Origin of the sequence: Streptomyces sp. NPDC000594 (assembly GCF_040299965.1) — a bacterium.
In the GTDB taxonomy this organism is placed as follows: Bacteria; Actinomycetota; Actinomycetes; order Streptomycetales; family Streptomycetaceae; genus Streptomyces.
This window is the reverse complement of record NZ_JBEPCY010000001.1, coordinates 535,478-559,732: the sequence shown is the minus strand read 5'-3', so window position 1 is coordinate 559,732 and position 24,255 is coordinate 535,478. Positions and strand designations below refer to the sequence as shown.

Sequence of the window (24,255 nt, the reverse complement as noted above, 5' to 3'; positions counted from 1 at the left end):
CCGGGCGGCCGGGACACATTGTGCGTGGTGAGAGCGGCACTGGGGTCACGGTGAGAGCACTGTTGCGCACTCCGTGTAGGGAACATACTCTCTGCCCGCACGGCTCCCACACCATCCGCACGGTTCTCTCGCACGCGCAACTCCCGTACCGCATATGCCCAAGGCACCGCCGTGCCGCGCCCGCACCGGGGCGCGTCCGTACCGGAGCACCACGAGACCCACGCACCACGCGGTACGGGTACGGGTACGGGTACGCAGCACCTGTACACGGCCCGGCTCCCGCACCGGAGGCCGGGTCGTCCGCCCTGTTCCCCCCGACAGGAGTGCACCATGACCGAAGTCCCCCTCCCCCCATTCCTCGATCCGGACCTCCATATCGCCGTGGTCGGCATGGCGGGCCGGTTCCCCGGCTCGGCCGATGTGGCCGAGTTCTGGCGGCACTGTGTGGCCGGAGACGACTGTGTGACCGTAGGGAAGCCCGACCCCACCGACCCCACCGACCCCGGCCGGGTCCCGGCGGCCGGTCTGCTGGACGACCCGGACCGCTTCGATGCCGCCTTCTTCGGTCTGAGCCCCGCCGAGGCGGAGACCCTCGACCCCCAGCACCGGATCTTCCTGGAGATCACCTGGCACGCCCTGGAGTCGGCGCGGGTGGTACCGGGCGACGACCGGCTGAGCGTCGCCCTCTACGCCTCCGCCGCCCCCAGCGGCTACCGGGTCGGCGGCGCCCCGGCGGACGCCTTCGAGGAGTACCGGCGGATGCTCGCCAACACCCCCGACTTCCTCGCCACCCGCGTCTCCCATCTGCTCGATCTGCGGGGCGAGGCGCTGACCGTCCAGACCGCCTGCTCCTCCTCGCTGGTCGCGGTGCATCTGGCGGCCCAGAGCCTGCGCACGGGACAGTGCGACGTCGCCCTCGCGGGCGGTGTCTCCGTCGACCCCGACCAGGCGCTCGGCCATGTCTACCAGGAAGGCATGATCTACTCCCCCGACGGCCGGTGCCGCCCCTTCGACGCCCGCGCCAACGGCACGGTCAACGGCAACGGCGGCGCGGTGGTGGTCCTCCAGCGCCTCGGCGACGCCCTGGAGCAGGGCCGTACCGTGCACGCCGTGCTGCGGGCGACCGCGACCAACAACGACGGCCGGGCCAAGAGCAGCTTCATGGCCCCCACCGCACGCGGACAGTCCGAGGTGATCGCCTCGGCGCTGGCCCTGGCCGAGGTGCCCGCCGAGTCGATCGGCTACTTCGAGGCCCATGGCACCGGTACCCGGATCGGCGACCCGATCGAGATCGAGGCCGCCACCCGCGCCCACCGGCTCTTCACCGACCGGGCCGGCTACTGCGCCCTCGGGTCCCTCAAGGCCAATTTCGGCCATCTGGGCCGGGCGGCGGGCGTCGCGGGTCTGATCAAGGCGGTGTGCGCGGTACGGGACGGTATCCGGCCCCCGCTCCTCGGCTGCGTCGACCCCCACCCCGATCTCGCCCTGGAGCGGACCCCGTTCCGGGTGCCGACCCGGGCGGAGCGCTGGGACGAGCCCCACCGGCGGGCGGCCGTCAGCTCGTTCGGGGTCGGCGGCACCAACGCGCACGCGGTGATCGAGCGGTACGTGCCCGCGCCGGCCGGACGGGTGCCGTGGACACCCCGGCCGCTGGCCCTGCCGGTCTCGGCCCCCGACCGGGACGGGCTGCTGCGGCTCGGCCGGTTATTGGCGGACGCCATCGCGCCGCAGGACCGCATGACTCCCGAGGGCACCGGCACACCGCAGGACCGTACGGCTCCCGAGGACAGCGGCACACCGCCGGACCGGCCCATGGCCCCGGAGGGCTGCGGCGGCACGATCGCGGCGGCGCACTCCCCCGTAACGACAGAACCGGCCGGGCCACCCGCGCACCCTGCACACACCACGCACACCACGCACCCCGTCCAGCGAAGACCTGCTCGTCTCCCGGGCGTGGACGGCCCGGAGGCCACGGCCCCGTCGCTGCCGTCGATCGCCCGCACCCTGGCCACCGGGCGCGCGGCCCACCGGGGCGCCCGCGCCGTGGTCGTGACCCGGGCGGCAGGGGACGCGGCCCGGGCCCTGCGCACCCTCACCGGACCCGCCCCCGGGGGACCGGTCGGCGGCCCCCTGGTGTTCGCCTTTCCCGGGCAGGCGGGCGCCGGGGCGGCGGGATTCGCCGCGCTCCACCGCGACCACCCCGTCTTCCGGGCGGAGATCGACGCCTGTGCCAGCGCCCTCGGCCATGACCCCGCCGCCCTGCTGACGGCCGCCGCCGACCCGGGCGGCAACCCGTACCAGCCCGCGCTGCTGGCCGTCGGGATCGCCTGTGCCCGGCTGGCCGCGCACGCCGGGGTCCACCCCGACGCCCTCCTCGGCAGCAGCCTCGGCGAACTGGCCGCCGCCCATCTCGCGGGCGTCTTCGAGCGTTCCGCGCTGATGCGGCTGGCCCGGGTACGGGACGAGCTGATGCGCGCCACCGCACCCGGGGTGATGCTCTCGGTGGCGGCGGGCCCCGAGGAGGTAGCCGATCTCCTCGGCCCGGAACTCGCCCTCGCCGCCGTGAACGCCCCCGACCGCGTGGTCCTCTCCGGGACCCCCGGCGCCGCCGGACGCGCCGAACGCCTGCTGGCCGGGCGCGCCGTCCGCTGCCGCCGGCTCCCCGGCGCGCTCGCCTTCCACTCGCCCCTCCTCGACCCGGTCCTCGGCCGGTACGAGCGGGCCGTGCGGGAGGCCGCGCCCCGGCCGGCCGGGATCCCCGCCGTCTCCACCCTGACCGGCGACCGGATCGACCCGGACGACTGGGCGGACCCCCTGTACTGGGTACGCCAGTGCCGCGAGCCCATACGCCTCGCCGACGCCGTCGGACGGCTGCTCGACGACGGTCACCACCGCTATCTGGAGACCGGGCCCGGCGCCGCGCTGAGCGGGCTGCTGCCGCGCATCGCCGGTGACCGCCGGGTGAGCGCCGTCCCCCTGAGCGGGCGGAACGGCGGGAGCGACGGGACGACGGCGTTCCTCACCGCGCTCGGCCGGGTCTGGCAGGACGGCGGCACGGTCGACTGGGACGCCCTGAACGACACCGGGCCGTATCCGTACGCGGAGCTGCCGGGCCACCCCTTCGCCGACGAACGCCACTGGCGGCACGAGCCCCCGGCCACCCCGGCACCATCGGTGGCCGCACGGGCGCCGCATCCGCTGCTGGACGCCGTGGTCGAACTGCCCGACGGCGGTGCCGTGCTGAGCGGCCGGCTGTCACTGCGGACCCATCCCTGGCTGGCCGACCACGCCGTCGCGGGGACGGCGGTCCTGCCCGGCACCGGGCTGCTGGAACTGGCCCTGTGCGCCGGACGGGCGGTGGGCCGGGAACGGGTGACCGAGCTGAGCCTGAACGTACCGCTGGCCCTGCCCGCCGAGGGCGCGGTGGCGCTGCGGGTGATGGTCGCCCCCGCCCCGGGCGGCCCCGGCGGCGACGCGGGCGGCGGCTGCGCGGTGACCGTGCACTCCCGTCCCGAGGAGCCGTCCGACAGCCCCTGGACCCGCCATGCCGAGGGCCTGCTGACCGGCGGAACCTCCCCCGGCCCGGACGGGGTTCCCCCCTGGCCCGACGGGGACTTCGGGTGGCCCGGCGACGGCTCCACGCGGCCCGACGGGGTCTCCGGGTGGCCTGTCGGAGCGACTCCGGTCCCGGTCGCCGACTTCTACACCGGCGACGGTCCGGGCCCGGACGGCGCGTTCGTCTACGGTCCCGGGTTCCAGGGGCTGCGGACGGTCGCGCGCCTCGGGGACGAGGTCCTCGCCGAGGTGTCCCTGCCCCCGTCCGGCGGCGCGCCGGGCGGCGCCGGAGCGTTCGGGCTCCATCCGGCCCTGCTGGACGCCGCGTTGCACGCGGTGGTCGCGGGCGGGCTGGTCCCGCCGGAGGACATCCGCGCGGGCGTGGCGCCCTTCGCCTTCGGCGGGGTCGATCTGCACACCCCGGGGGCGGCTGCCCTGCGGGTCCGGATCACCGCGACCGGCCCCCGTACCGTACGGCTGACCGCGACGGATCCCGCCGGACGGCCGGTGCTCGCGATCGGCTCGCTGACCCTGCGGCCGCTGCCCGGCGGGCGGTTCACGGCCGTCTCCGCCGACACGCCGCCGGAGAGCGGTCAGGACGCGCTCTTCCGGATGGAGTGGCTGCCCGTACCGCCACCGGACACGAACACCGGCACCGAAACCGAGACCGGCCACGGCACCGGCATGGGCATGGGCACCACAGGCACCGGCTCCGGCACGGGCCCGGAGCAGTCACGGCCCATGGCCCCGCCGGTGGCACGGGTGCGGTCGGCCGCCGCGCTCGCCGCCCTGACCGGCGCTCCCCCGCTGGTGGTCCTGGAGTGCCCGCCCGCCACCGCCGACCCCGTGGCCGGGACCCGCGAGGCCACCGGCCGGGTCCTGGCCGTCCTGCACGCCTGGCTGACGGACGAGCGGTGGTCGGGCTCCCGGCTGGCCGTCGTCACCCGGGGCGCGGTGACCCCGCTCCCGGACGACACCCTGCGCGACCCGGCCGGGGCCGCCGTCTGGGGGCTCGTCCGCTCGGCGCAGACCGAACACCCGGGCCGTATCGCCCTGGTGGACACCGACGACGACCCGGCCTCCGCACTCCTGCTCGCCCCGGTCGCGGACGGCGGGGAACCCCAGGCGGCGCTGCGCGCGGGGACCGTCCTGGTACCCCGGCTCGCCCGCGCGGACGCGCCGCCCGCCTGGCCCTGGCGGCTGGCGCCGGGCCCCGACGGCACCGTGGACGGGCTGCGCCGTATCCCCGCACCCGAGGCCATGGCCCCGCTCGCCGCCCAGGAGGTGCGGGTGGCGCTGCGCGCCGTCGGGCTGAACTTCCGCGATGTCCTCATCACCCTCGGCATGTATCCGGACGCGGTCGCCGAGCTGGGCAGCGAGGGCGCCGGAGTGGTCCTGGAGGTGGGCTCCGGGGTACGGGGAACGGCCCCGGGCGACCGGGTCCTCGGCCTCTTCCCCGGCGGCTTCGGGCCGGTCGCCGTCACCGACCACCGGCTGATCGCGCCGGTACCGTCCGACTGGCCGGACGAGCGGGCCGCCTCCGTCCCGGTGGCGTTCCTCACCGCGTACTACGGACTGGCGTCGCTGGGGCGGCTGCGCCCCGGCGAGAAGGTGCTGATCCACGCGGCGGCGGGCGGGGTCGGACTCGCCGCCGTCCAGCTCGCCCAGTATCTGGGGGCGGAGGTCTACGGCACGGCGTCCCCCGCCAAATGGGACACCCTGCGCGAACGGGGGGTGCCCGAGGAGCGGCTGGCCTCCTCCCGCAGCACCGACTTCGCCCGGCGCTTCCCCCGCATGGATGTCGTCCTCAACTGCCTCAAGGGCGAACTCACCGATGCCTCGCTGCGGCTGCTCGCGCCCGGCGGGCGCTTCCTGGAGCTGGGGAAGGCGGACCTCCGCACGGAGCGGGGGCCGGAGTATCTGGCGTACGACCTGATGACGGCCGGTCCCGACACGGTGGGGGCCATGCTCGCCGAGGTGATGGCGCTCTTCGCACGGGGGGTGCTCACCCCGCTGCCGGTCCGCTCCTGGGAGGCGGACCGGGCCGGGGACGCCTTCCGGCTGATGGCGGGCGCGGGCCATGTCGGCAAGCTGGTGGTGACCTTCCCGCCCGGACCGGACCCGAACGGCACGGTGCTGATCACCGGTGCCACCGGGATGCTGGGGTCCCTGGTCGCCCGTCATCTGGTGACCCGTCATGGGGTACGCGGCCTGCTGCTGGTCTCCCGCCGGGGCGACCGGGCCGATGGCGCCGACGGGCTGGCCCGCGAGCTCACGGCCCTGGGCGCCCGGGTGACGGTCGCCTCCTGCGACACCGGGGACCGGGAGGCGGTGCGGCGGCTGCTCGCGGGCATCCCGGAGCGGCATCCGCTGACCGGTGTGGTGCACGCGGCGGGCGTCCTGGACGACGGGGTGGTCGCGGCGCTGACCCCCGAACGGCTGGACACCGTGCTGCGGCCGAAGGCCGACGGCGCCTGGTATCTCCATGAGCTGACCGCCGACCGCGGGCTGCCGCTCTTTGTGCTGTTCTCCTCGATCGCGGGCACGATGGGCGCGGCCGGGCAGGGCAGTTACGCGGCGGCCAACTCCTTCCTCGACGCGCTCGCCCGCCACCGGCGGGAACGCGGCCTTGCGGCGCAGTCCCTGGCCTGGGGGTGGTGGGGGCCGCCGGGCGGGATGACCGCGCGTCTCACCGCCACCGACCAGGAGCGGATCCGCCGGGCGGGGGTGCTGCCGCTCTCGGCGGAGGACGGGCTCGCCCTGCTGGACCGCTCGTACGCGCTGGGCGCGGAGGCGCTGGTGGCCTCGGCGATGGATCTGCGGGCGCTGGCCCGGCAGCCGGAGGTCCCGGCGGTCTGGCGGGGGCTGGTCGAGCCGGTGCCGGCCCGGCGGGCGGCGGCCCCGCCGTCGCCGGACGGGCTGGAGGAGCTGATCCACGCCCAGCTGGCGCTGGTGCTGGGTCGGCCGGTGGAGCCGGGCCGGGCCTTCGAGGAGCTGGGGCTCGACTCGCTCAACGCGGTGGAGCTGCGCAACCATCTCCACCGGGCGACCGGGCTGCGGCTGCCGCCCGCCGTGGTCTTCGACCACCCGGACCCCACCGCCCTCGCCCGGCATCTGTCCGGGCTGCTCGCGGAGGGTCCCCGATGACCGCGTCCGCGCGGGACTCCGCCGAACGGGCGCTGTGGGCCCGGCGCGAGGCCCACCCGGAGCATGCGGGGGCCACCTGTGTCCAGGTGCTGGAGCTGGCCGGGGACATCGACCCCGTACGGCTGCGGGCGGCCCTCACCCAGGTGGTGAACGCGCAGGACGCGCTCCGGACGGTCTTCCGGGACGGCGCTGAGCCGTCCCGAGTGGTCGGCGGCCCGGTGGACACGGTCGATCTGCCGGTACGGGAGGTGCCCGACCCGAGAGGGATCGACGAACGGGCCGCCGCCCTCGGCCGCTGGCGCCCGGATGTCCGCTCCGGCTGCTGGCGGGCCGAGCTGGTGGTCGCGCCGGGCACGACGGCGCTGCTGCTGGCGGCGGACGCGCTGGTCTTCGGCGGCCGTTCGCCCGAGGTGTACGAGGCGTCCCTCTGCGACGCCTACACCTCGGGCCCCCGCCCGGCCCCGGCACCCGCCGGCGTACCCCCCAGGCCCCTGGCTCCGGCTCCGGCTCCGGCTCCGGCTCCGGCTCCCGGGGGCGTACCGCACGGGCGAGCCACCGGCCTGCCGGGGCCCCTGGCTCCGGCTCCCGCCGGACGGACGACACCGTCCCCCGGCACCCACGCCCCACCCGGAGCCCCGGGATCCGTCACCGACACCGCGCCCACCGTCGCGGGCCCGGCAGCCGGGGACGCGATCGGAGCCGACTCCCCCACCCGTACGCCACAGCCCTTCGGGCGTACGGCGCACCACGCGCACATCGCGGCCCCCGACGCCCAGGCCTCACCTGAAGTCAGGGGGTCGCTGCCTACCGCCGTCCCGGTGGTCGGCGGAGGATCCGCGCCGAACACCGGACCCGCTTCCGGGGGCGCGGTCGGACTCCCCCGCCCCCTCGACACGGCAGGGTCCTCAGGGCGTACGGCGCACCACGCGCACATCGCGGCCCCCGGAGTCGGCGGGTCCGTCGTCGGCGTCGTCGCGGAGGCGCCGGTGGGTGGCTCCGAAGGGGTGCTGGCGGAGCCGATGGAGGTGGCCGGGGGCGCGGTGGAGGAGGAGGTCCGGTCGGCCGGAGGGGACCATGTCCGGCGGGGGCTGGAGGAGTTGGCGCGCCGGGAGGGGGTCACCCTGCGGACGGTGGTGGTCGCGGCGCTCACCGCGCTGTTCCACCGGCGCGGGGCCGATCCCGTCGTCGGGGTCGATGCCCCCGGCGAGGGACCGTGGGCGATCGGTCCCGGGCCCGTACCCGTCCTGGTACGGGCGAAGGCCGACGACGCCCTGCCGTTCTCCGCCCATCTGCGCGCGCCCGCCGAGCCGGTGGCCCCGGCGGGTGCCGAGGAGCCCGTACCGCCCCGGATCGTCCTGGTGGAGGAGGGCGGCCGGACCCCGGTGGCGTATCCGGTCGTCCGGCGTCGGCAGCCGCCGCCGTCCGGGCCCGGGGTGTTCGACCTGACCGTGCGGCTCGGCCGGTCCCCCGGGGAGGGGCCGCTGCTCCGCTGGACCGCCGGGCCCCGGCCACTGCTGGAGGGGACCGTCGCCCGGCTGGCGGCGGCGCTCGACGCGGTGCTGGCCGCCGTCGTGGCGGACCCGGATGTCCCCGTCGGCCTGCTGCCGTCGATGGGCCCGGCGGAGGAGGACACCGTCCTCGGGGGGCGGCTGCCCGACCCGCCGCCGCGCACCACCCTCACGGAGCTGTTCGCGCGTCAGGTCGCCGCCGCGCCCGACGCACCCGCGGTGATCGCGGAGGGGCGGCGGCTGAGCTATCGGGAGCTGGCCCGCCGGGCCGACCGGATCGCGGGGGCCGCCCGTGCCGCCGGGGCCGGGCCGGGGCGGCCGGCGCTGGTCGTCCTGGAGAAGTCACCGGACCTGGTGGCGGCGCTCCTCGCGGTGGTGCGGCTCGGTTCCTGCTATGTGCCGCTCGCCCCCGAACACGCGCCCACCCGTCTGACCGAGCTGGTGCGCCGTTCCGGGGCCGCCGTGGTCATCGGCCGGGCGTCCCTGCTCGACGGGCCCGCCGGGGCGGATCTGCCCGCCGGTGTACGGACCGTGGCCCTGGACCCCGGGGACGCGGATACCGGCACCGGCCCGCCGCCTCGGGAGGACCCCGTCCGGGTCCTTCCGGACTCGCTCGCCTATGTGATGCCGACCTCCGGCACCACGGGGACGCCCAAGCTGGTCGGCGTACCGCACCGGGCCGTGGTCCGGCTGGTACGGGGGAACGCGACGCTGCCGCTGGGCCCGGCCGACCGCACCGCGCTGGTCGCGAACTCGTCGTTCGACGCGGCCACGTTCGAGGTGTGGGGCGCGCTGGTGAACGGCGGCGCGATCGTCGTACCCGACCCGGCGGAGGCGGCGGACCCGGCGCTGCTCTGCGCGCTGATCCAGCGTCAGGGGGTCACGGCGGGGTTCTTCACCGTCTCCCTCTTCGCCCGGATGGTGGAGGCGGCCCCGGGGCGGCTCGCCGGGATGCGTCATCTGCTGGTCGGCGGGGAGGCGGTGCCACCCGGGCTGCTGGCGGAGGCGGCCCGTCATGTCCCCCGGGAGATCCTGGTGAACGGGTACGGACCCACCGAGAACACCACCTTCTCCACCTGCCACCGGCTGGACCGGGACCCGGCCGCGCTGCGGTCGGTGCCGATCGGCGCGGCGCTGCACGGCTCCCGGGTGCAGGTGCTCGACGCACGGCTGCGCCCGGCGCCCGTGGGGGCGGTCGGTGAGATCGTCGTCGCGGGCGCGGGGCTCGCCCTCGGCTATCTCAACGACCCGGCGCTGACCGCCGAACGCTTCACCGCCCATCCCTGGGCGCCCGGTGAGCGGATCTACCGCACCGGGGACCGGGGACGGCTGCTCCCCGACGGGACGGTGGAGTTCCTCGGGCGTGGGGACCGGCAGGTGAAGATCCGGGGCTTCCGGGTGGAGCTGGGTGCGGTGGAGTCCGCGCTGGAGGAACACCCCCGGGTGCGCCGGGCGGTGGCCTTCACCCTGGACTCCCCCACCGGGCTCCGGCTCTGCGCCGCGGTCGAGTGCGGTGGACCCGGCGCACCGCCCGGGGTGCCGGAGCTGCGGCGCTGGGCGCTGGGCCGGCTGGCCCCGTACCAGGTACCGGGGCGGCTGCTGGTCCCGGCGGCGCTGCCGCTCACCTCCAACGGGAAGGCGGACACGGCGGCGCTGCGGTCGCTGGCGCGTGCCGTCCCGCAGGAGGCCGGGCGGGCGCCCCGCTCACCGGTGGAGCGGCTGGTGGCCGAGGTGTGGGCGGCCGTGCTCGGAGTGGAGCGGGTCGGTCTCGACGACGAACCGTTCGCGCTGGGCGCCGATTCGGTGGCGGTGGTCGCGGTCGCCGGGGAGCTGGCGCGGCGGCTGGACAGGGCGGTGCCGGCCCATCTGGTCCATGAGTCGACGGCCGTCGGCGCGCTCGCGGCGCTGCTGGCGCCCGTGGAGTGCGGGGCCCCGGACCCGGGGGACGACCAGGTGCGCCGCCGGGTGGCGGCGTTGCGTACGGCGACGGCGAAGGCGGCGCTGGCCCGGTCCCGCGCGGCCCGCGCCGCCCGGCCCCCGGGCCCGCCCCGGGAGTGACCGTGCGGGGTCCTCCCCGCGGCTCAGGCCGGGCCGCCGGACGCCAGCCGGACGATCTGCCGCCACCGGGGGCGCGGGCGCACGGGCGGCACCCCGGGGCGGTTCCGGGGGACCAGGACCCGCAGGGCACGGGGGCGGAGTGCGCAGATCACCGGGGTGGGCAGGGTCAGGGCCTCGCCGTCGACCGCGACCGGCAGTTCGGGGGCGGTGGAGGTGACCCGGACCCGGTCCGCGGTGAGCACGGTCAGCCCGGTGGCCTGGGTGCCGCGCAGCGCCACCTCGGCGGCCTGCGCGGCGCCGTCCACCCGGATGCCGACAGCCCCGAGCACACCCCCGTCGAGCCGGGCCCGGCGGCCCGCGCCCAGCAGATCCCCGGTGGTGTAGGGGTTGTTGCTGACGAGCAGGGCCTGGAGGCCGGGGAGCGGGACCTGGCCGGCGTACGCGTCGAGCCGCTTCCCCGGCTCCTGGAGCAGCAGATCGGGGAGGGCGTCGAGGATGGTGCCCGCCTGGGCGCCCCGGTAGCGGGGGTCCCGGACGACCTCCGCGTACACCCCGAAGGAGACGGTGTTGACGAAGGGCCGGCCGGCGACCGTGCCGAGGTCCACCCGGATCTCCTCGCCGTCGGTGAGGGCGTCGAGGCAGCGGGCGGGGTCCTGGCGGTCCAGGCCGAGGTCCATGGCGAAGTGGTTGCGGGTCCCGGCGGTGATCACCAGGAAGGGCAGGTCCTCGTCGGCGGCGACGGCGGCGACCAGGGCCTGGGTGCCGTCGCCGCCCGCGACCCCGAGGAGGTCCGCGCCGTCGGCGACCGCCCGGTGGGCGAGTGCGGTGATGTCCGCCCGGCCGTCGGTGGGCAGCAGGACCACCCGGGCGCCGAGGCTCTCGGCCCGTTCGGCCAGGTGGAAGCGGGCGACCTTGCCGCCGCCGGAGGCCGGGTTCATCAGCAGCACGGGCCGGCGCGGCCGCTGGGCGGGGACGGCGGATGTCCGCCGGGACGGCCTGCGGGCGCGCCGCAGCGCGGACCGGGCGGAGCCGATCGCGGCGGCCCAGAGCGCGATGGCGAGCACGGCCGGGCCCCAGAGCCCATGGCCGGTGTAGAGGACGACGACCGTCACCGGGGCGGCGAGGAGCAGCAGGACGCCGAGGGCCCGCAGCGGGCCCCGGTGGGCGAGGACCCACCAGCCGCCGACGGCGGCGGCGACGAGGCCCGCCAGCCCGCCCGCCACCACGAGGAGACCGCCGCCGCCGACCACCCCGACGAGCGCGGCCACCGAGGCCGCGGCGCAGAGCAGCGCCAGCCGGGCCCACCACCGGGCCGCCCCCGGCACCCGTCCGCCGCCGGTCTCCGCCGTCACCCCGTGCCTCCCGTTCCACTCCGGTCCGGCCGTCTGTGTCCTGATGCATCCTGGCCGACGGAGGGCTCACCGCCCGGCAGGGCGCGCCCGGCGGGGTTCACATGGGGCGCACTCCGGTGATGAGCAGCGGCAGGGAGAGCAGCAGCAGTGCCGTGCCCCGTTCTATCCAGCGGTACTTGGCGCGGATGATGGCACTGGTGTTCCGCAGGGAGGCGAGCAGCGGGGCGGCGGGGTCGTGCGCTGCCCGGTCGAAGGCGTGGCGGAGGGCGGTGTCGTCACCCTCCGTCAGATGTTCGAAGTAGCCGGGTCCTGTCGCGGCGTTACGGCGGCCGGCGCGGTGGCGGGGCGCGATGGCGCCGACACAGCAGCCGATGGCCAGCAGGGTGAGGGTGACGGCGCTCCACCAGAGCGGGTCCCAGGGGTCGGTGGCCGGGGCGCTGTCCCCGGAGCCCGCCCGGGTGGCCGCGACAAAGGCGCCGAGGACCGCGCCGAGGAAGCCGAGGAGGACAGCGGCCTTGGTGTCGGCGCGGGTGATCTCGGCGCTGTTGGCGGCCAGTAACCGTTCCATGGCGGCCACGGGGGTGGTACGGGGGCCGCCGCCCCATCCCCGGGTGGCGGTCCGCCGCCGGTGCCGGGGGCGGGCGGGCCGTGCGGCGGCGGGCCCGGGGCCGGCCATGGCGGGCGGGGCCGGGGCGGTGGCGGTCATCCCGGGCGCCCGGGGGTGGGGTGGGCGCCGCCCGGGGTCCCGGCGGACGGCGGGGCGGTCCGGGCCGGTGGTACCCGCCGTCCCAGGGCCAGCAGCCTGTCCCGTACCAGATGGGAGAGTTCCGCCCGCTCCTGCTCGGTGAGGTGGCCCAGCAGTCCGGCCATCTCGTCCTGCCAGCCGGCCGGGGCGCGGAGGAGGTTCTGGTGGCCCACGGACCAGTCGAGCACCTGGCTGACCTGGTCCGGGTGGCGCAGCAGCCAGAGCGCGGCCAGGGCGGCGGGGCCGCCGGTCACCGCTTCGAGGCAGAAGGCGTACTCCTCGCGGTGGTGCGGGGTCCAGGAGTTGGGGGTTCCGCCGCCGGAGCGGCCGAGCCTCAGCTCACCGTCCATCTCCCGGTCGTGCGCTCCGGTGACGCGGTAGGTGATTCCGGCCTCGTGGAGGGGCCAGGGGACGGCCAGCTCCGCGGCGAGGTCGTCGGCGCAGAGTTCGGCCGACTGGGCGGCGCGGTGGCTCTCCAGTGCCCGGATCCGCTGGTCGAGGTCCTTGCGGACCTCGGGCCAGCCGTCGATGGTCGCGTTCCGGACCACCTGGACGGGGTCATGGGCCCACCACATGACCTGGAGGTCCACGGGTTCGGTGCCGTAGACGGTGGGCAGGGCGACCACACGGGTGGCCGGGTGCTCGTCCAGGCGTACGTGGTAGGCGCTGTCGTAGCCGCCCAGGGCCGCCGGTACGGGGGCCGAGCGGTGGACCGCCGTGGCGGGGTCCACCGGGCCGGGTGCACCGGGTGGGCGGGGTTCGCGGGCACCGTGGAGATGGAGGAGGCCGTCCCGGCCCCGGAGGACCAGGGCCCGGTCCTGCCGGGCGGACCAGCGCCGGCGGATGATCTCCCACCAGGGGGAACGGGGTGCCCGGGTGTAGAGGGGGGCCGGGGCCCCGTCGGTGCGGATCATCATGTCCTCCCATGGGGGTGAGTGTCGGCGCCGGCCGGTGCGGCGCCCGTGCCGGCCGCCCGGGGCGGTCCGCTCCGCCAGCGGGCCAGTGCGGTGTGCGCGGCCTCGCGGCCCGGCAGCTCCGGATCGCCGTGCCGGTCGATGTCGACGAAGAGCCGCAGTTCGCCGACGCCCATGCCCTGGGCGAGCGTGGTGAGCAGGATGTCGAGGGCGGCGCGCTCGGCCGGTTCCCACCGCGCCGCCCGGCACCACGACAGCAGGGCTCTGCCGACGGAGGGGTAGAGCCGCTCGTCGGCGAGGGCGCGGCGGATCAGGGCGACGGTCGTGGCGGCGTACGCGTCCCCGTCCCGCAGCCGTTCCTGGAACCAGAGCGGGTCCCGGAGGAGCAGCTCGGGGAGGAGCCCCAGGGCCAGCTCCGCGTCGGGGCCGCCGCCCTCGGTCCAGCCCGCCAGCTCCTCGAAGACCAAGGACTGGCTGCCGGAGGTGAAGAGGGCGAGCAGGGCCTCCCGGATGGCCCGGCCGACGGTGCGCTCGTGTTCGTCGTCCAGGGTGCGGAGCATCCTCCGCAGCAGACGCAGGGCCAGATCGGGCCGGGCGGCGCCGAAGTCGGTGGCGCAGGCGTACGCCACGGTGGTCCGGACCTGCCAGCCACGCTGGCGGCTCCACTCCCGCAGCCGGTACTTGATCTCGGTGACCAGCACCGGGTCCTCGGCGGCCATACCGAGGGCGTAGGCGGCGATGAAGCGGCAGCGGGCGGCATCGGAGCGGGCGAGTTCATGGATGTGCTGGAGCGCGCGGCGGCCGCCGCCCCAGCTCGCCGCCAGCCCGATGACCCGGCCCGCTGGGACCATGAGTTCGTTCTCGTCCCGGGCGGCGACTCCGCCGAGCCAGTCGGTGAGCAGGGCGGAGATCCGGCCGTACTGCCGCCAGGCGTAGCGGAGCACGGCGGTCCCCCGGCCGTGGCGGGTGAAGTGCACCGGTTCGACGGTGTAGGTGTAGCGGAGGCCGGTGCGGACCTCCTTGGGCGCGATACGGGCGCCCACGAGCCTGAGCAGTTCGTCCAGGGAGCGGTGGAGGGCGAAGTCGGGGTTGGTGTGCGGGGGTTCACCCGGGCCATGGGTGCGGTCGACACCCATGGCGCGGTCGGGGCCGGCGGGCAGAAGGCTGTGCAGCCGGCCGTCGGCGAGGGTGAGCAGCCGGTCGGCCTGCTCCCGGACGATCCGGTGGTCATGGCCCTCGAAGACACAGGTCGCCAGGGCGAAGGCCAGTGCCTCGGGGTCGTCCGCGAGCTTTCCCAGCAACTCGGGGGCCTCCCGCTCGGCCAGGAAGCTCAGACGGTCCCGCAGCCCGGCGGCGTCCGCCGCGTCGGTGGCCGCCACCACCGCCGAGACCACCTCCACGACCTGCGCGGGGACCAGTTCGGCGGTGAGCAGCGCGTCGAGCAGCCCGGGGGCGAACCGGGCCAGTACCCGGGCCCGCTCCGCCGGGTCCGGTACCTCGGCGGCGAGGCGGGTGTCGAACACCGCGCGGGGTGGCGGGGGTGCGCAGTGGACCGGGGTGAGATGGAGGTCGCGTTCGAGGGTGAGGGTCTGGCCGGGCTCGTCGGCGAGGACGACGACCATCCGGGCGCCCGCCTCGGCGAGCAGTCTGCGGAGGTTGCCGATCATGCCGGGGCCCAGATAGGCGGGGAGCAGCCCGTCCAGGAGATAGCCGTCCACGCCGGTGCCGGTGGGGCGCCAGTCGGCGAGATTCTCGGTGTCGTCCACGGCGCGGAGGCTGAGGCCGCCCCCGCTGTGGCGGCTCAGCAGATTGATCGCGGCGGTGCGGCGGCCGGTGCCGCGTTCGCCGGTGAGGAAGAGGATGCGGGTGTCGAGCTGTTCCAGTGCGCGGGGGAACCAGTCGGGTTCGGCGAAGCCGAAGCCCGCGTCGAGGATCTCGGCGGCCGGGATGGGCCCTTCGCGGGCCCTGATCCGCCGGGCGCCGCCGCCGGTGGGGCCGTGCTGGTTCTCCACCCGCTGGTCGCCGTGGACCGCACCGGAGTTGACGGTCCCGTTCGGCGCGTAGGTGTAGTTGATGTAGGGGCGCGCGCCCTGGTTCTCCCGTGCGGAGGTTTCCAGGAGTTCGGCGAAGAGCCTCTCCATGTCCTCCTCGCCGGTGTCGGGCCGCCGGGTGCCCTCCGGTGCGTCTCCGGCGCCCTCCGGCGGGGTGCCCGTAGGCGGCGCGGACCGCTCCTCCTCACCGGGTCCGGGAGGTTCGGGTGCGGTGTTCACCGGCGGCGCCCCTCACGCTTGTCGCCCGCGACGGTGTCGCCCTGATCGCCGTGGACGGTGCCCGCCTTGTTGCCGCCGACCCAGTCCCCGCCGATGGAGCCGATCGAGTCGCCCCCGATCTCGGTGGTGGAGGTGGTGTTGGTGATGTTCTGGCCGCCGTGGACCGTGCCGCTGTTGACCGCTCCACCGTCCGCGCGGTTGATCACCGTCGACCGGGTGGGGGCGGGCCCGGCTCCGCTCGCCGCCTCCGTGTCGTCCCGTTCCGCGGCCGCCTTCTCATGGTCGTCGATGACCCGGTCGCCGAGGATGCTCCGGTCGTACAGCCGTCCCGACGGCGCGGGGATGTACAGCCAGGCCCGCTGGTCGAAGGTCTTGCCCTCGACGGTGGCGGGGACCTCGATGAAGTGGTCGGGGTGGCGGCCGCTCCAGCCGCCCTCCACCACGTCCTGGAAGCAGCGGTCGGAGAGGATCGCGGCGACATGCGTGACATGCTCCCCGGAGGCGGCCAGCACCGCCCTGACCGGGCGGGAGTCCAGCAGCCGGTGGGTGTCGTTGCGCGGGGTGCCATTGCCGTCGAAGGCGTCCCCGGTGTCGGGGAGCGGGCCCACATGGAGGCTGACCCGGAGCCGGATCGGGGCCGCGCCCAGCGAGTTCACCCGGAACTCCGCGAGCAGCTCCTGGAGGGTGTGCAGCCAGGGGTGGACCACAAAGGGCAGCAGGGCAGGGTCGAAGCCGAAGACATAGCCGTCCCCGGTGGAGGCCGGGAATCGGCGCTTCTCCCAGACCTCGTCGAGGCCGGCCCGGCGCAGCGAGGTCTCGACGAGCTGGACGACGGCCCGGCTGATGGGGGCGTGCTCGACGGACGGACGGCCGGTGAAGTCCTTGGCGTCGACCGCGAGGACGGCCCGGTACGGGGGCAGCGGACGGCTGCGGGTGTAGGGGTGGGCGGTCTCCTCGGGCAGCGGGAGGCCGGGCAGGGGCGACTTCGTCATCGGAACTCTCCTCGGGCCGCCCGGGGGCGGTGTCTCGGGTGAGGTACGGGCCGTGCCGGGGCCGGTGGGCGGCCTCCGGGCACATCAAAGCCTCGCGGGCGGCGGTCCTCCGGTGTGCCCGTCGAGTGCGGTATCACGGTGAGCCCCGTCACAGGGCGGGCCCACCGGGGTCGGTCAGCCTCCGGATCCCGCGGTACGGCGCAGCGCTGCCAGGTCCGTGACCAGGATTCGGCCGCGCGCGGGATGGACTCCCAGGGGTTCGAGGGTGGCGAGTGCGGCGGTGACCGTATTGCGGGAGAGCCCCAGATGGCGGCCCAGCTCCTGGCGGGTGAGGGCCAGCTCCAGGGGGCCGGCCGGGGTCCCCGTACCGGGGCCGGCCATATCGGCCAGGGCGACCAGGGTGGTGGCGAGCCGGGCCACCACATCGCCCGCGCCGCGCGCCTGGTCGGACTCGCGCAGTCTGGTCAGGGCGTAGCGCACCAGGACGGGGAAGAGATTGCGCTCCGCGGCGAAGTCCAGGAACCGGTCCTTGGTGACCACGCCCACCGCACAGCGCGATATCGCCTGGACGGTCGCCGATCGCAGCTGGTCGTCCAGGACGGCGACCTCGCCGAGCAGTTCCCCGGGGCCCCGGAAGGCCAGCAGGGTGGCGGCTCCGTGCTCCTCTCTGACCACCTTGACCACGCCGCCGAGCACGGCGAGGACATGGGTGCCGGGCTCGCCCTGGCGGAGCAGGACGGTGCCCGCCGGGTGGGAGCGCTCGTACGCCTGGGAGATCAGTGCCGACCAGACGGCGTCGCCGACGAAGTGACGCAGTGTCCGCCCTTCGGGGACCGGGGTCCCCGCCGCGTGTTCCCTCATACGACCGACTGTAGGGCGGGGCACTGACAACGGCGGCGGGTTCCAGTCGGAGGAGGGGAGGGGCGGGGGCGGGCCGTTATGCCGGGCGCCCGGCGATGTGCCGGTGGGCCCAGTCGGTCACCCCGCCGAACAGGGTCGCGGCCCGGACCGGGTCGCCGGTGCGGGTGGGCTGGTCCACCTCGAAGTCATGGCCGGTCAGACCGCATTCGTCCTCGGCGAGGCGGGCGATGCGGTAGGCCAGCTCCATGACGGGGAGCGCCGCCGGGCCGCTCCAGCGGTACGGGATCTCGATGGCGGCCGTGTTCCCGTAGTACTGGAACAGCACCGAACCGTGCGGACCATCGGACCAGAAGGACAGGCTGTACGGGTACTCCTGCGGCTCGACCGGTCCGATCTCCCGGGTCACCCGGTCCAGGAGGCGGTCCCACCCGGCCCGTTCGCCGTCGGTGAGCCGGAGCGGGTCGGGGTCGGCGTCGGGGTCGAAGCCGGCGTTCAGTAGGTCCAGGGCCTCCGCGACGGTGGCCGAGTCCGTCCCCACCCGGACGAGGGTGATCTCGTAGGTCATGATCCGGACGGTACGGCGCCGCCCGGCCCCGCGACGACCGCTTTTCCGCAGGCGACCGCTTTCCGGCGGCGATCCCCGTACAGCGGCGGTCTCAGTGCGGGGGCGGTGGGGGGAGGTCGGCCGGGGAGGGCGGGGAACCGGGCCAGACCAGGAGGACGGGGCAGGGCGCGTGGTCCACCACGAAGCGGGTGGCCGGGCCCAGGCTGCGGGGGCCGAGGCGGGAGCGGTCGCCGTCGCGGGCGCAGACGAGCAGCTCGGCCCCCTCGGCCTCGGCCACCACCTCGCGTTCGGCCCGGCCGGTGCGCTCGACCCGGTCGCAGGGGCGGGCGAGCCGCCGGGCGGCCCGGTCGAGGAGGTCGTCGGCGGAGACCGCCGCCAGCCGCTCCAGCCGGTCGGCGGGGTCATGGCCGGGGCGGGCGCGGCCGAGGAGGGAGGCATAGGCGCCGCGGGCCGCCGCGGCGGTGTCCGGCGAGGTGATGTGCACCAGGACGGTCCGCCCGTCGCCGGGTGGACGGTCGCGGGCCGCGTCCACACACGCGGTCCAGGTGCCTTCCACGATCCAGACGACGACGGCCATGTCAGCCTCCGATGACGGCCAGCGATCCCCACAGTGCCACCGTCGACAGTACGAGGGTGGCGGGCACCGTGAGGAGCCCCAGGCGGGTGAATTCCCCGAGGCCCACATCGGTGTCATGGGCATGGAGGATCCGCCGCCACAGCAGGGTGGCGAGCGATCCGGCGTAGGTGAGGTTGGGGCCGATGTTCACCCCGATCAGGACGGCGAGGACCGCGCCGGCGCCGGAGGGGGCCACCAAGGGCAGCAGGACCAGGGTGGCGGGCAGGTTGTTGACAAGGTTCGCCAGGACGGCGGCGAGGACCGCGAGACCCAGCAGCGCCGCCAGCCCCGTGCCGTCGGGGACGAGCCGGCCGAGCGCCTCGCCGAGACCGCCGTCGACGACCGCGCGCACCACGATGCCGAGTGCGAGCACAAAGGCGAGGAAGGGGACGGCGGCGGCGCCCAGCAGGGCGCGCGGGGTGGTGCTCCGGCGGCGCAGCGCGCGGACGGCGAGCACGGTGGCCCCGGCGACGGCCGCCCAGACGGGTTCGGCCCCCGCCGCCGAGGTGACGACGAACGCGGCGAGGGTGCAGACCACGGTCACCAGGGCGAAGCGCGGTACCTCCACCGGTTCGGTGTCCGGGTCGGCGCCGTCCGCCGGCCCGGCGTGCAGATCGGTCGCGAAGAACCGGCGGAACAGCAGGTACTCGACGCCGATGGCGACCAGCCAGGGCAGGGCCATCAGGGCGGTGAAGCGGGTGAAGGAGAGCCCGGCGGCGTCGAACGCGAGCAGGTTGGTGAGATTGGAGACGGGCAGCAGCAGGGAGGCCGTGTTGGCGAGGTGGGTGCACGCGTACACATGGGGTTTCGCCCGGACGCCGAGGCGCAGGGCGGTCGCGAAGACCACCGGGGTGAGCAGGACCACGGTGGCGTCCAGGCTGAGCGCCGCCGTGACGACGGACGCCACGGCGAAGACCCGGGTCAGCAGGGGTCCTGGCCGGCCGGCGCCGCGGGCCATCCAGGCGCCGCAGGCCCGGAAGAGCCCCTCCTTGTCGCAGAGGTGCGCCAGCACCAGGATCGCGGCGAGGAAGCCGACGACCGGCGCCAGATGGGCCGCCTCGGCCAGCGCGTCGTCCAGGGAGATCGCCCCGGCGGCGATGACGACCACCGCCGCCGGGACCGCGACCACCGCCTCCGGCCAGCCCCAGGGACGTACCACCGCACAGAGCAGCACCGCCACCAGCAGGACACCGGCCACCGCTTCTTGGGCCCAGCCGTTCATCTACCCCTCACTCTTCTCGGAGTTGGCCGAAACCCATTGCCCACGCGGGGCGGGTACGGCGATCATCTCCGCATGGACGACACACCGAAGCACCTCCCCGACACGCTGGAATCACTGCGTGCGAAGGCCCGTGCCGCCGGTTTCGGCATGTCCTCGGAGGACCGCACGGGCAGCCTCCTCGCGGCCCTGGCGGCCACCCGGCCGCAGGGCCGGATCCTGGAGCTCGGCACCGGCGTGGGAGAGGGTACCGCCTGGCTGCTCAGCGGCATGGACGCGGACTCCCGTCTGGTCACGGTGGAGCTGGATCCCGCGCTCCAGTCGCTCGCCCGGGAGCAGCTGGGGGCCGACCCCCGGGTCACCTGGGTCACCGGGGACGGCGGCGAGTGGCTGGAACAGTACGACGGCGAACCGTTCGACCTGGTCTTCGCCGACACCTGGCCGGGCAAGTTCACCCATCTCGACCGGGCCCTCGCCCTGGTGGCGCCCGGGGGGACCTATCTGGTGGACGATCTGCTGCCGCAGCCGGGGTGGCCCGAGGGGCATGCCTCCTCGGTGGCCGGGCTGCTGGAGCGGCTGGAGGAGCGCGCCGACTTCCGTTCGGTACGGATGACCTGGGCGAGCGGGCTGCTCATGGCGGTGCGGCCGGCGGGCTGACGGCAGGCGGGCTGACGGCAGGCGGACTGACGGCAGGCGGGTCGGCGGCCGGACCTTTGGCGGACCGGCCGCGGGCGGGCCGACGGGTGACGGGCCGGCGGGCGCCGGGGGTACGTGGTCGGGGACCCGGGTTCAGGGCTGCCGCGCCGCCCGCCACTCCGGTGCCAGCACCGACCAGATCTCCTCGTCGTGCCGCTCGCCCCGGTAGGCGTAGCTCTGCCGCAGGGTGCCCTCCCGGGTCATCCCGAGCCGCCGCGCCACGGCGATGCTGGGGGCGTTGGCCGGGGACACCCACCACTCCACCCGGTGGACACCGCGTTCCTCGACCGCCCAGTCGATGAGCACCCGGGCGGCGCGGGTGACCAGCCCCCGGCCGACCGCCGCGGGCTCCAGCCAGCAGCCCGCCTCGGCGACCCCCTGCGCCACCTCCAGTCTGCGCAGGATGACCGCGCCGACCAGGGTGCCCTGCCACCGGATACCGGCGATGCGCCCGGCGTCGGCGGCGGTCCGGTCCGCGTAGGTCTGGAGGAACACCCGGCTGGAGTCCAGGTCCGTGACGATGTCGGGGAGCCCGTTGTGGCGGCCGATGAACTCCCGGCCCCGGTCGATATGGGCGAGGAACTCCTCGGCCTGCCAGGGCTCCAGCGGGCACAGCTCGGCTCCGTCGCCGCCCAGGGATATCGCGTACATCGTCACCCTTCATCACGCCGGGAAGTCCCGTTCCCGGCATGTCCGGCCGGGACGGATGAAAGGGATCCTCGCATGGAGCACGGCCCGGTCGCGCACGGGCCGCCCCAGACGCGGTACGGCACCGTGCCCGGGGCGGTCCGCGGAGGGGCCGGCGGCCGGCTTCCGCGAGGAGGTCCCTCGGGGAAGAACGGCCACCGGCCCCGTACCGCTGTGCCGGGTCCCGGCCTGTCAGCGGCCCGCACCGGGCCCGTACGGAGCCGGTGCGGGGTCCGCCGTCCGTGTCAGCTGACGTTCACATCGACACAGACATAGAAGGCCATGGGCGTGTCGGCGATGTTCCAGACCGCCAGCACCTTCTGCTTACCGCTCAGGCTGCCGAAGTTGACGGAGTGGCTCACGGAGTAACCGGGGCGTGCGCCGCCGTCGTTGAACTCGGCGATCTTCCGGCCCCCGGCGAAGTACTGCCAGGTGCTGGTCGCGTGCGCCGCCGTCAGACGCCAGTTGAAGGTGGTCGTCCGGCCGACGGGGGTGACCCGCCAGCCCTTGCCGTCGTTGTCGAGTTCGGAGAAGGCGGAATTGCCCCCGCTACAGCTGCGCAGGCCCTTGGGGCCCTCCACGCTCTGGGGTTCGTACTGGATGGGTCCGCAGGGAATGGTGCGGGCCGCGCACTGGGCCTGGCGGCTCGGGGGTGAGGAGATATATCCATGAGCGCTGGCGGAACTCGCCGGCAGCATGACGGCGAGGAGTGGGGCGATTGCCGCGCCGAGGGCGATGGCCAGCGTCTTCTTCCGGTGCATGTCAGCTCCTTGGGTGTGGGGGAGGAGCACTCCGGGCAGGACGGGCGTGCCGGGGCGGCGACCGGCCGTGTCGCACCGATCGCCGGGGGATACCGGACGTGACCGCTCTGCCCACTTGGTCTGGACCATAGCGCTTGACAGCGCATCGTCAAGAGGGCGCGCGTTCACGGGGCATATGAGGGATGGCCGAGAATGTTCCCCTCCCGGCCGCCACCGCGCCCCGTGGCGGACCACCGCCCGCCCCGGCCCGCGGCCGCCCGCAGGCCTGGCACGGACCGTCAGCTGTCCTGGCCCGAACGGTCCCGGGGCCGCCTGATACCTGCCGTCATGTGTCCCACCGCCCGCAGGCGCAGTGGAGCCAAGAGCCGCACATCAGGCAGCCTTCCGCGTCCTCTTCGAGCCAGCGGTAGGGGTTCTCCTCCTCTGCGATATCACCGACATCGACGGCATCACCGACGACCAGCCGCAGATGGGTGATGTCGCCAGGGTTCCTGCGGGAGCGGGTACCTCTGGTGGCCGGACCACGGTCCGGCGGGGGGCCGCACGAGGCGGCGGTGGAGGTCATCGGCAGTGTCCTTCCCGGCACCGGTCGGATGGGATCCCCGACCGGCCCGAACCGCCGCACGCGGACGACAGCTGCCGGCCTCGAAGCCGCGGCAAGGGCATGGGGTCAGGGAAGAGACGCACACCTTCCGGTCGGGACACCGACTCTTCGACGAGCACTCCGCCGGTGTGCCCGGACCGTGGAAGGTACTTCCCTTATACCCCTCCGCGACCGTGCCCGACCCCCGCAGGGCCCGCGGACCGGAACGGCCTTCCTGACAGGGCGGACCCCGGGCACCTGACACGGGTGCCAGGGTGGACCCTCGGCGCCTGACACGGGTGAACCCGCCTGCCCCTGACGGGTTCCCCCGCCCGGTCTCCCCCACGCCGGAACCCCGGCGCACCCTGACGGGGGCCGGGGCTCCGGGCTTCCGGGAATCCGGGATATCAGCCCTTGCGGGTGCCGCACAGGGCGGCGTCGAGGAGTCGGTCGGTACGGGCGTCACGGTCGTCGAGGGCGACGTTGGTGGTGCGTATGACGACGGCCCCGCGCCTGCCCCGGTCCGTGAAGCCATTGGCGTTCAGATGGCCGAGGGTGGTCCCGCCATGGCCCCAGAAGCCCCCGCCGCAGCTCAGGGACCGCCAGAAGATGCCGAGCCCGGCCTTCTCGACCACCTGGCGGCCGTCCGGGGGCATATCCACCGTCGTCCGCATCTGGGCCAGCTGCGCCGGCTTCAGCAGCTTCCCACCGAGCAGGCCCTGCCAGAAGCGCACCAGGTCGTTCGAGGTGGTGACGAGGTCGCCCGCCGCGCCGCCCCAGGTCATGTTCACCCGGGTACTGTCGACCAGTGAGGCGCCCGGCTTGAACTGGTGGTAGCCCTTGGCATGCGGCTTCGGCAGTCCGGTACGCGATCCCGGGGAGAAGGTGTGCTTCAGACCGAGCGGCTCGATGACCCGGTCGTGGACCTCCTGACTCCAGTGGTTTCCTGTCACCTTCTCGATGATCATCCCGGCGAGTATATAGCCGGTGTTGGAGTAGCGGTGGGAGGCACCGGGCTCGAAGAGGGGCCGCTCCCGCAGGGCCAGCGCGACCAGCTGCTCCGGCCGGAAGTCGTCGTAGCGCTTCTCCAGGAACTGCTTCTCGTCCAGGATGGGCAGGTGAGGGGCGTAGTCGGGCAGGCCGCTGGTGTGCTGGAGCAGCTGCCGTACGGTGATCCTGGCGCCGTCGTGGCCATTGCCGCCGACCAGGCCGGGCAGCCAGCGTTCGACGGTGTCGTCCAGGCGCATCCTGCCCTCACCGACCAGTTGGAGCACCACGGTGGAGACAAAGGTCTTGGTGTTGCTGCCCATCCGGAGATAGCCCTGATGGGGCATGGGACGGTCGCCACCGAGACGTGCGGTGCCGCTGCGCGCGTAGCTCCGTTCGGCCCCTTCCACCAGGGTGGCCTGGGCGCCGACCACTCCGTCGTGGCGGACGATGTCGTCCAGACCCCGCTGGAGATCCTTCCTGTCGAAACCGGAGCCGGAGCCGGGTCCGGAACCGGAGGCGGAGCCGGAACCCGGCCCGGACCCGGGAAGCGACGCGGCCGCGGAGGCCGACGCGGGCTCCGACGGCCCGTCACCGGCCCCCGCCCAGGCGGTGGAGGCCGGCATCGCCAGCGCCGCCGTGCCGACGACCACCGCCACCGCCCCCAGGGCGATCCCCCGGCGTACCGGGGCGGGATTCCGTGTCTGCGTCATGCTGAATGCCTTACAGGAGGGGATGG

The 24,255-nt window shown here is 75.4% G+C and carries 16 protein-coding genes; 3 read left to right on the top strand and 13 right to left on the bottom strand.

The features are described 5' to 3' along the window. The first annotated feature begins 330 nt into the window (after positions 1 to 330). Both ABT354_RS01970 and ABT354_RS01965 read left to right on the top strand, forming a co-directional pair. On the top strand, positions 331 to 6,702 hold the full coding sequence (locus ABT354_RS01970) for a type I polyketide synthase (RefSeq protein WP_351487640.1): 6,372 nt from the start codon (positions 331 to 333) through the stop codon (positions 6,700 to 6,702). Further along, positions 6,699 to 10,268, top strand: coding sequence for a non-ribosomal peptide synthetase (locus ABT354_RS01965; RefSeq protein ID WP_351487637.1), 3,570 nt, complete (start codon positions 6,699 to 6,701; stop codon positions 10,266 to 10,268). The genes ABT354_RS01970 and ABT354_RS01965 overlap by 4 nt, the downstream gene beginning before the upstream one ends. A gap of 23 nt (positions 10,269 to 10,291) precedes the next feature. On the opposite strand, the gene ABT354_RS01960 is transcribed toward ABT354_RS01965, so the two are convergent. From ABT354_RS01960 to ABT354_RS01920, 9 genes are all read right to left on the bottom strand, one after another. Next, positions 10,292 to 11,620, bottom strand: coding sequence for a diacylglycerol/lipid kinase family protein (locus ABT354_RS01960; protein ID WP_351487634.1), 1,329 nt, complete (start codon positions 11,618 to 11,620; stop codon positions 10,292 to 10,294). A 97-nt stretch (positions 11,621 to 11,717) separates the two neighbouring features. After that, positions 11,718 to 12,326 (bottom strand): Pycsar system effector family protein, encoded by a 609-nt coding sequence (locus tag ABT354_RS01955; protein WP_351487631.1) that lies wholly within the window; start codon positions 12,324 to 12,326, stop codon positions 11,718 to 11,720. Then, positions 12,323 to 13,282, bottom strand: coding sequence for a hypothetical protein (locus tag ABT354_RS01950; protein WP_351487628.1), 960 nt, complete (start codon positions 13,280 to 13,282; stop codon positions 12,323 to 12,325). Before ABT354_RS01950 ends, ABT354_RS01955 begins: the two co-directional genes overlap by 4 nt. Beyond that, positions 13,279 to 15,549 (bottom strand): amino acid adenylation domain-containing protein, encoded by a 2,271-nt coding sequence (locus ABT354_RS01945; RefSeq protein WP_351487625.1) that lies wholly within the window; start codon positions 15,547 to 15,549, stop codon positions 13,279 to 13,281. The genes ABT354_RS01950 and ABT354_RS01945 overlap by 4 nt, the downstream gene beginning before the upstream one ends. Continuing rightward, positions 15,546 to 16,541: a hypothetical protein gene (locus tag ABT354_RS01940; RefSeq protein ID WP_351487621.1), complete on the bottom strand. Its 996-nt coding sequence runs from the start codon at positions 16,539 to 16,541 to the stop codon at positions 15,546 to 15,548. The genes ABT354_RS01945 and ABT354_RS01940 overlap by 4 nt, the downstream gene beginning before the upstream one ends. 174 nt (positions 16,542 to 16,715) lie before the next feature. After that, the gene (locus ABT354_RS01935) at positions 16,716 to 17,402 is read right to left on the bottom strand and encodes a Crp/Fnr family transcriptional regulator (RefSeq protein WP_351487618.1); all 687 of its coding nucleotides are present in this window, start codon (positions 17,400 to 17,402) and stop codon (positions 16,716 to 16,718) included. Positions 17,403 to 17,478: 76 nt separating this feature from the next. Next, positions 17,479 to 17,967 carry a hypothetical protein gene (locus tag ABT354_RS01930; RefSeq protein ID WP_351487615.1) on the bottom strand — a complete coding sequence of 163 codons (489 nt, stop codon included), beginning with the start codon at positions 17,965 to 17,967 and terminating at the stop codon, positions 17,479 to 17,481. 91 nt (positions 17,968 to 18,058) lie between these two features. Then, on the bottom strand, positions 18,059 to 18,544 hold the full coding sequence (locus ABT354_RS01925) for a universal stress protein (RefSeq protein ID WP_351487612.1): 486 nt from the start codon (positions 18,542 to 18,544) through the stop codon (positions 18,059 to 18,061). Between the two features lies 1 nt (position 18,545). Next, on the bottom strand, positions 18,546 to 19,805 hold the full coding sequence (locus tag ABT354_RS01920; protein ID WP_351487610.1) for an SLC13 family permease: 1,260 nt from the start codon (positions 19,803 to 19,805) through the stop codon (positions 18,546 to 18,548). A gap of 72 nt (positions 19,806 to 19,877) precedes the next feature. Between ABT354_RS01920 and ABT354_RS01915 the strand changes: the two genes are divergently transcribed. Beyond that, complete coding sequence (locus tag ABT354_RS01915) at positions 19,878 to 20,459, top strand: O-methyltransferase (protein WP_351487608.1); 582 nt, start codon at positions 19,878 to 19,880, stop codon at positions 20,457 to 20,459. A 132-nt stretch (positions 20,460 to 20,591) separates the two neighbouring features. Here ABT354_RS01915 and ABT354_RS01910 read toward each other — a convergent pair whose 3' ends face one another. From ABT354_RS01910 to ABT354_RS01895, 4 genes are all read right to left on the bottom strand, one after another. Beyond that, complete coding sequence (locus ABT354_RS01910) at positions 20,592 to 21,149, bottom strand: GNAT family N-acetyltransferase (protein ID WP_351487606.1); 558 nt, start codon at positions 21,147 to 21,149, stop codon at positions 20,592 to 20,594. 281 nt (positions 21,150 to 21,430) lie between these two features. Next, positions 21,431 to 21,946 (bottom strand): lytic polysaccharide monooxygenase auxiliary activity family 9 protein, encoded by a 516-nt coding sequence (locus ABT354_RS01905; protein ID WP_351487604.1) that lies wholly within the window; start codon positions 21,944 to 21,946, stop codon positions 21,431 to 21,433. 325 nt (positions 21,947 to 22,271) lie between these two features. After that, the gene (locus tag ABT354_RS01900) at positions 22,272 to 22,511 is read right to left on the bottom strand and encodes a hypothetical protein (RefSeq protein WP_351487602.1); all 240 of its coding nucleotides are present in this window, start codon (positions 22,509 to 22,511) and stop codon (positions 22,272 to 22,274) included. A 425-nt stretch (positions 22,512 to 22,936) separates the two neighbouring features. Next, complete coding sequence (locus ABT354_RS01895; RefSeq protein ID WP_351487599.1) at positions 22,937 to 24,229, bottom strand: serine hydrolase domain-containing protein; 1,293 nt, start codon at positions 24,227 to 24,229, stop codon at positions 22,937 to 22,939. Between the last annotated feature and the right edge of the window lie 26 nt (positions 24,230 to 24,255).

Coding starts and splice junctions, on each gene's coding strand:
- ABT354_RS01970 (WP_351487640.1), top strand. CDS start 331: ATGACCGAAGTCCCCCTCCCCCCATTCCTCGATCCGGACCTCCATATC.
- ABT354_RS01965 (WP_351487637.1), top strand. CDS start 6,699: ATGACCGCGTCCGCGCGGGACTCCGCCGAACGGGCGCTGTGGGCCCGG.
- ABT354_RS01955 (WP_351487631.1), bottom strand. CDS start 12,326: ATGACCGCCACCGCCCCGGCCCCGCCCGCCATGGCCGGCCCCGGGCCC.
- ABT354_RS01950 (WP_351487628.1), bottom strand. CDS start 13,282: ATGATGATCCGCACCGACGGGGCCCCGGCCCCCCTCTACACCCGGGCA.
- ABT354_RS01940 (WP_351487621.1), bottom strand. CDS start 16,541: ATGACGAAGTCGCCCCTGCCCGGCCTCCCGCTGCCCGAGGAGACCGCC.
- ABT354_RS01935 (WP_351487618.1), bottom strand. CDS start 17,402: ATGAGGGAACACGCGGCGGGGACCCCGGTCCCCGAAGGGCGGACACTG.
- ABT354_RS01930 (WP_351487615.1), bottom strand. CDS start 17,967: ATGACCTACGAGATCACCCTCGTCCGGGTGGGGACGGACTCGGCCACC.
- ABT354_RS01925 (WP_351487612.1), bottom strand. CDS start 18,544: ATGGCCGTCGTCGTCTGGATCGTGGAAGGCACCTGGACCGCGTGTGTG.
- ABT354_RS01920 (WP_351487610.1), bottom strand. CDS start 19,805: ATGAACGGCTGGGCCCAAGAAGCGGTGGCCGGTGTCCTGCTGGTGGCG.
- ABT354_RS01915 (WP_351487608.1), top strand. CDS start 19,878: ATGGACGACACACCGAAGCACCTCCCCGACACGCTGGAATCACTGCGT.
- ABT354_RS01910 (WP_351487606.1), bottom strand. CDS start 21,149: ATGTACGCGATATCCCTGGGCGGCGACGGAGCCGAGCTGTGCCCGCTG.
- ABT354_RS01905 (WP_351487604.1), bottom strand. CDS start 21,946: ATGCACCGGAAGAAGACGCTGGCCATCGCCCTCGGCGCGGCAATCGCC.
- ABT354_RS01900 (WP_351487602.1), bottom strand. CDS start 22,511: ATGACCTCCACCGCCGCCTCGTGCGGCCCCCCGCCGGACCGTGGTCCG.
- ABT354_RS01895 (WP_351487599.1), bottom strand. CDS start 24,229: ATGACGCAGACACGGAATCCCGCCCCGGTACGCCGGGGGATCGCCCTG.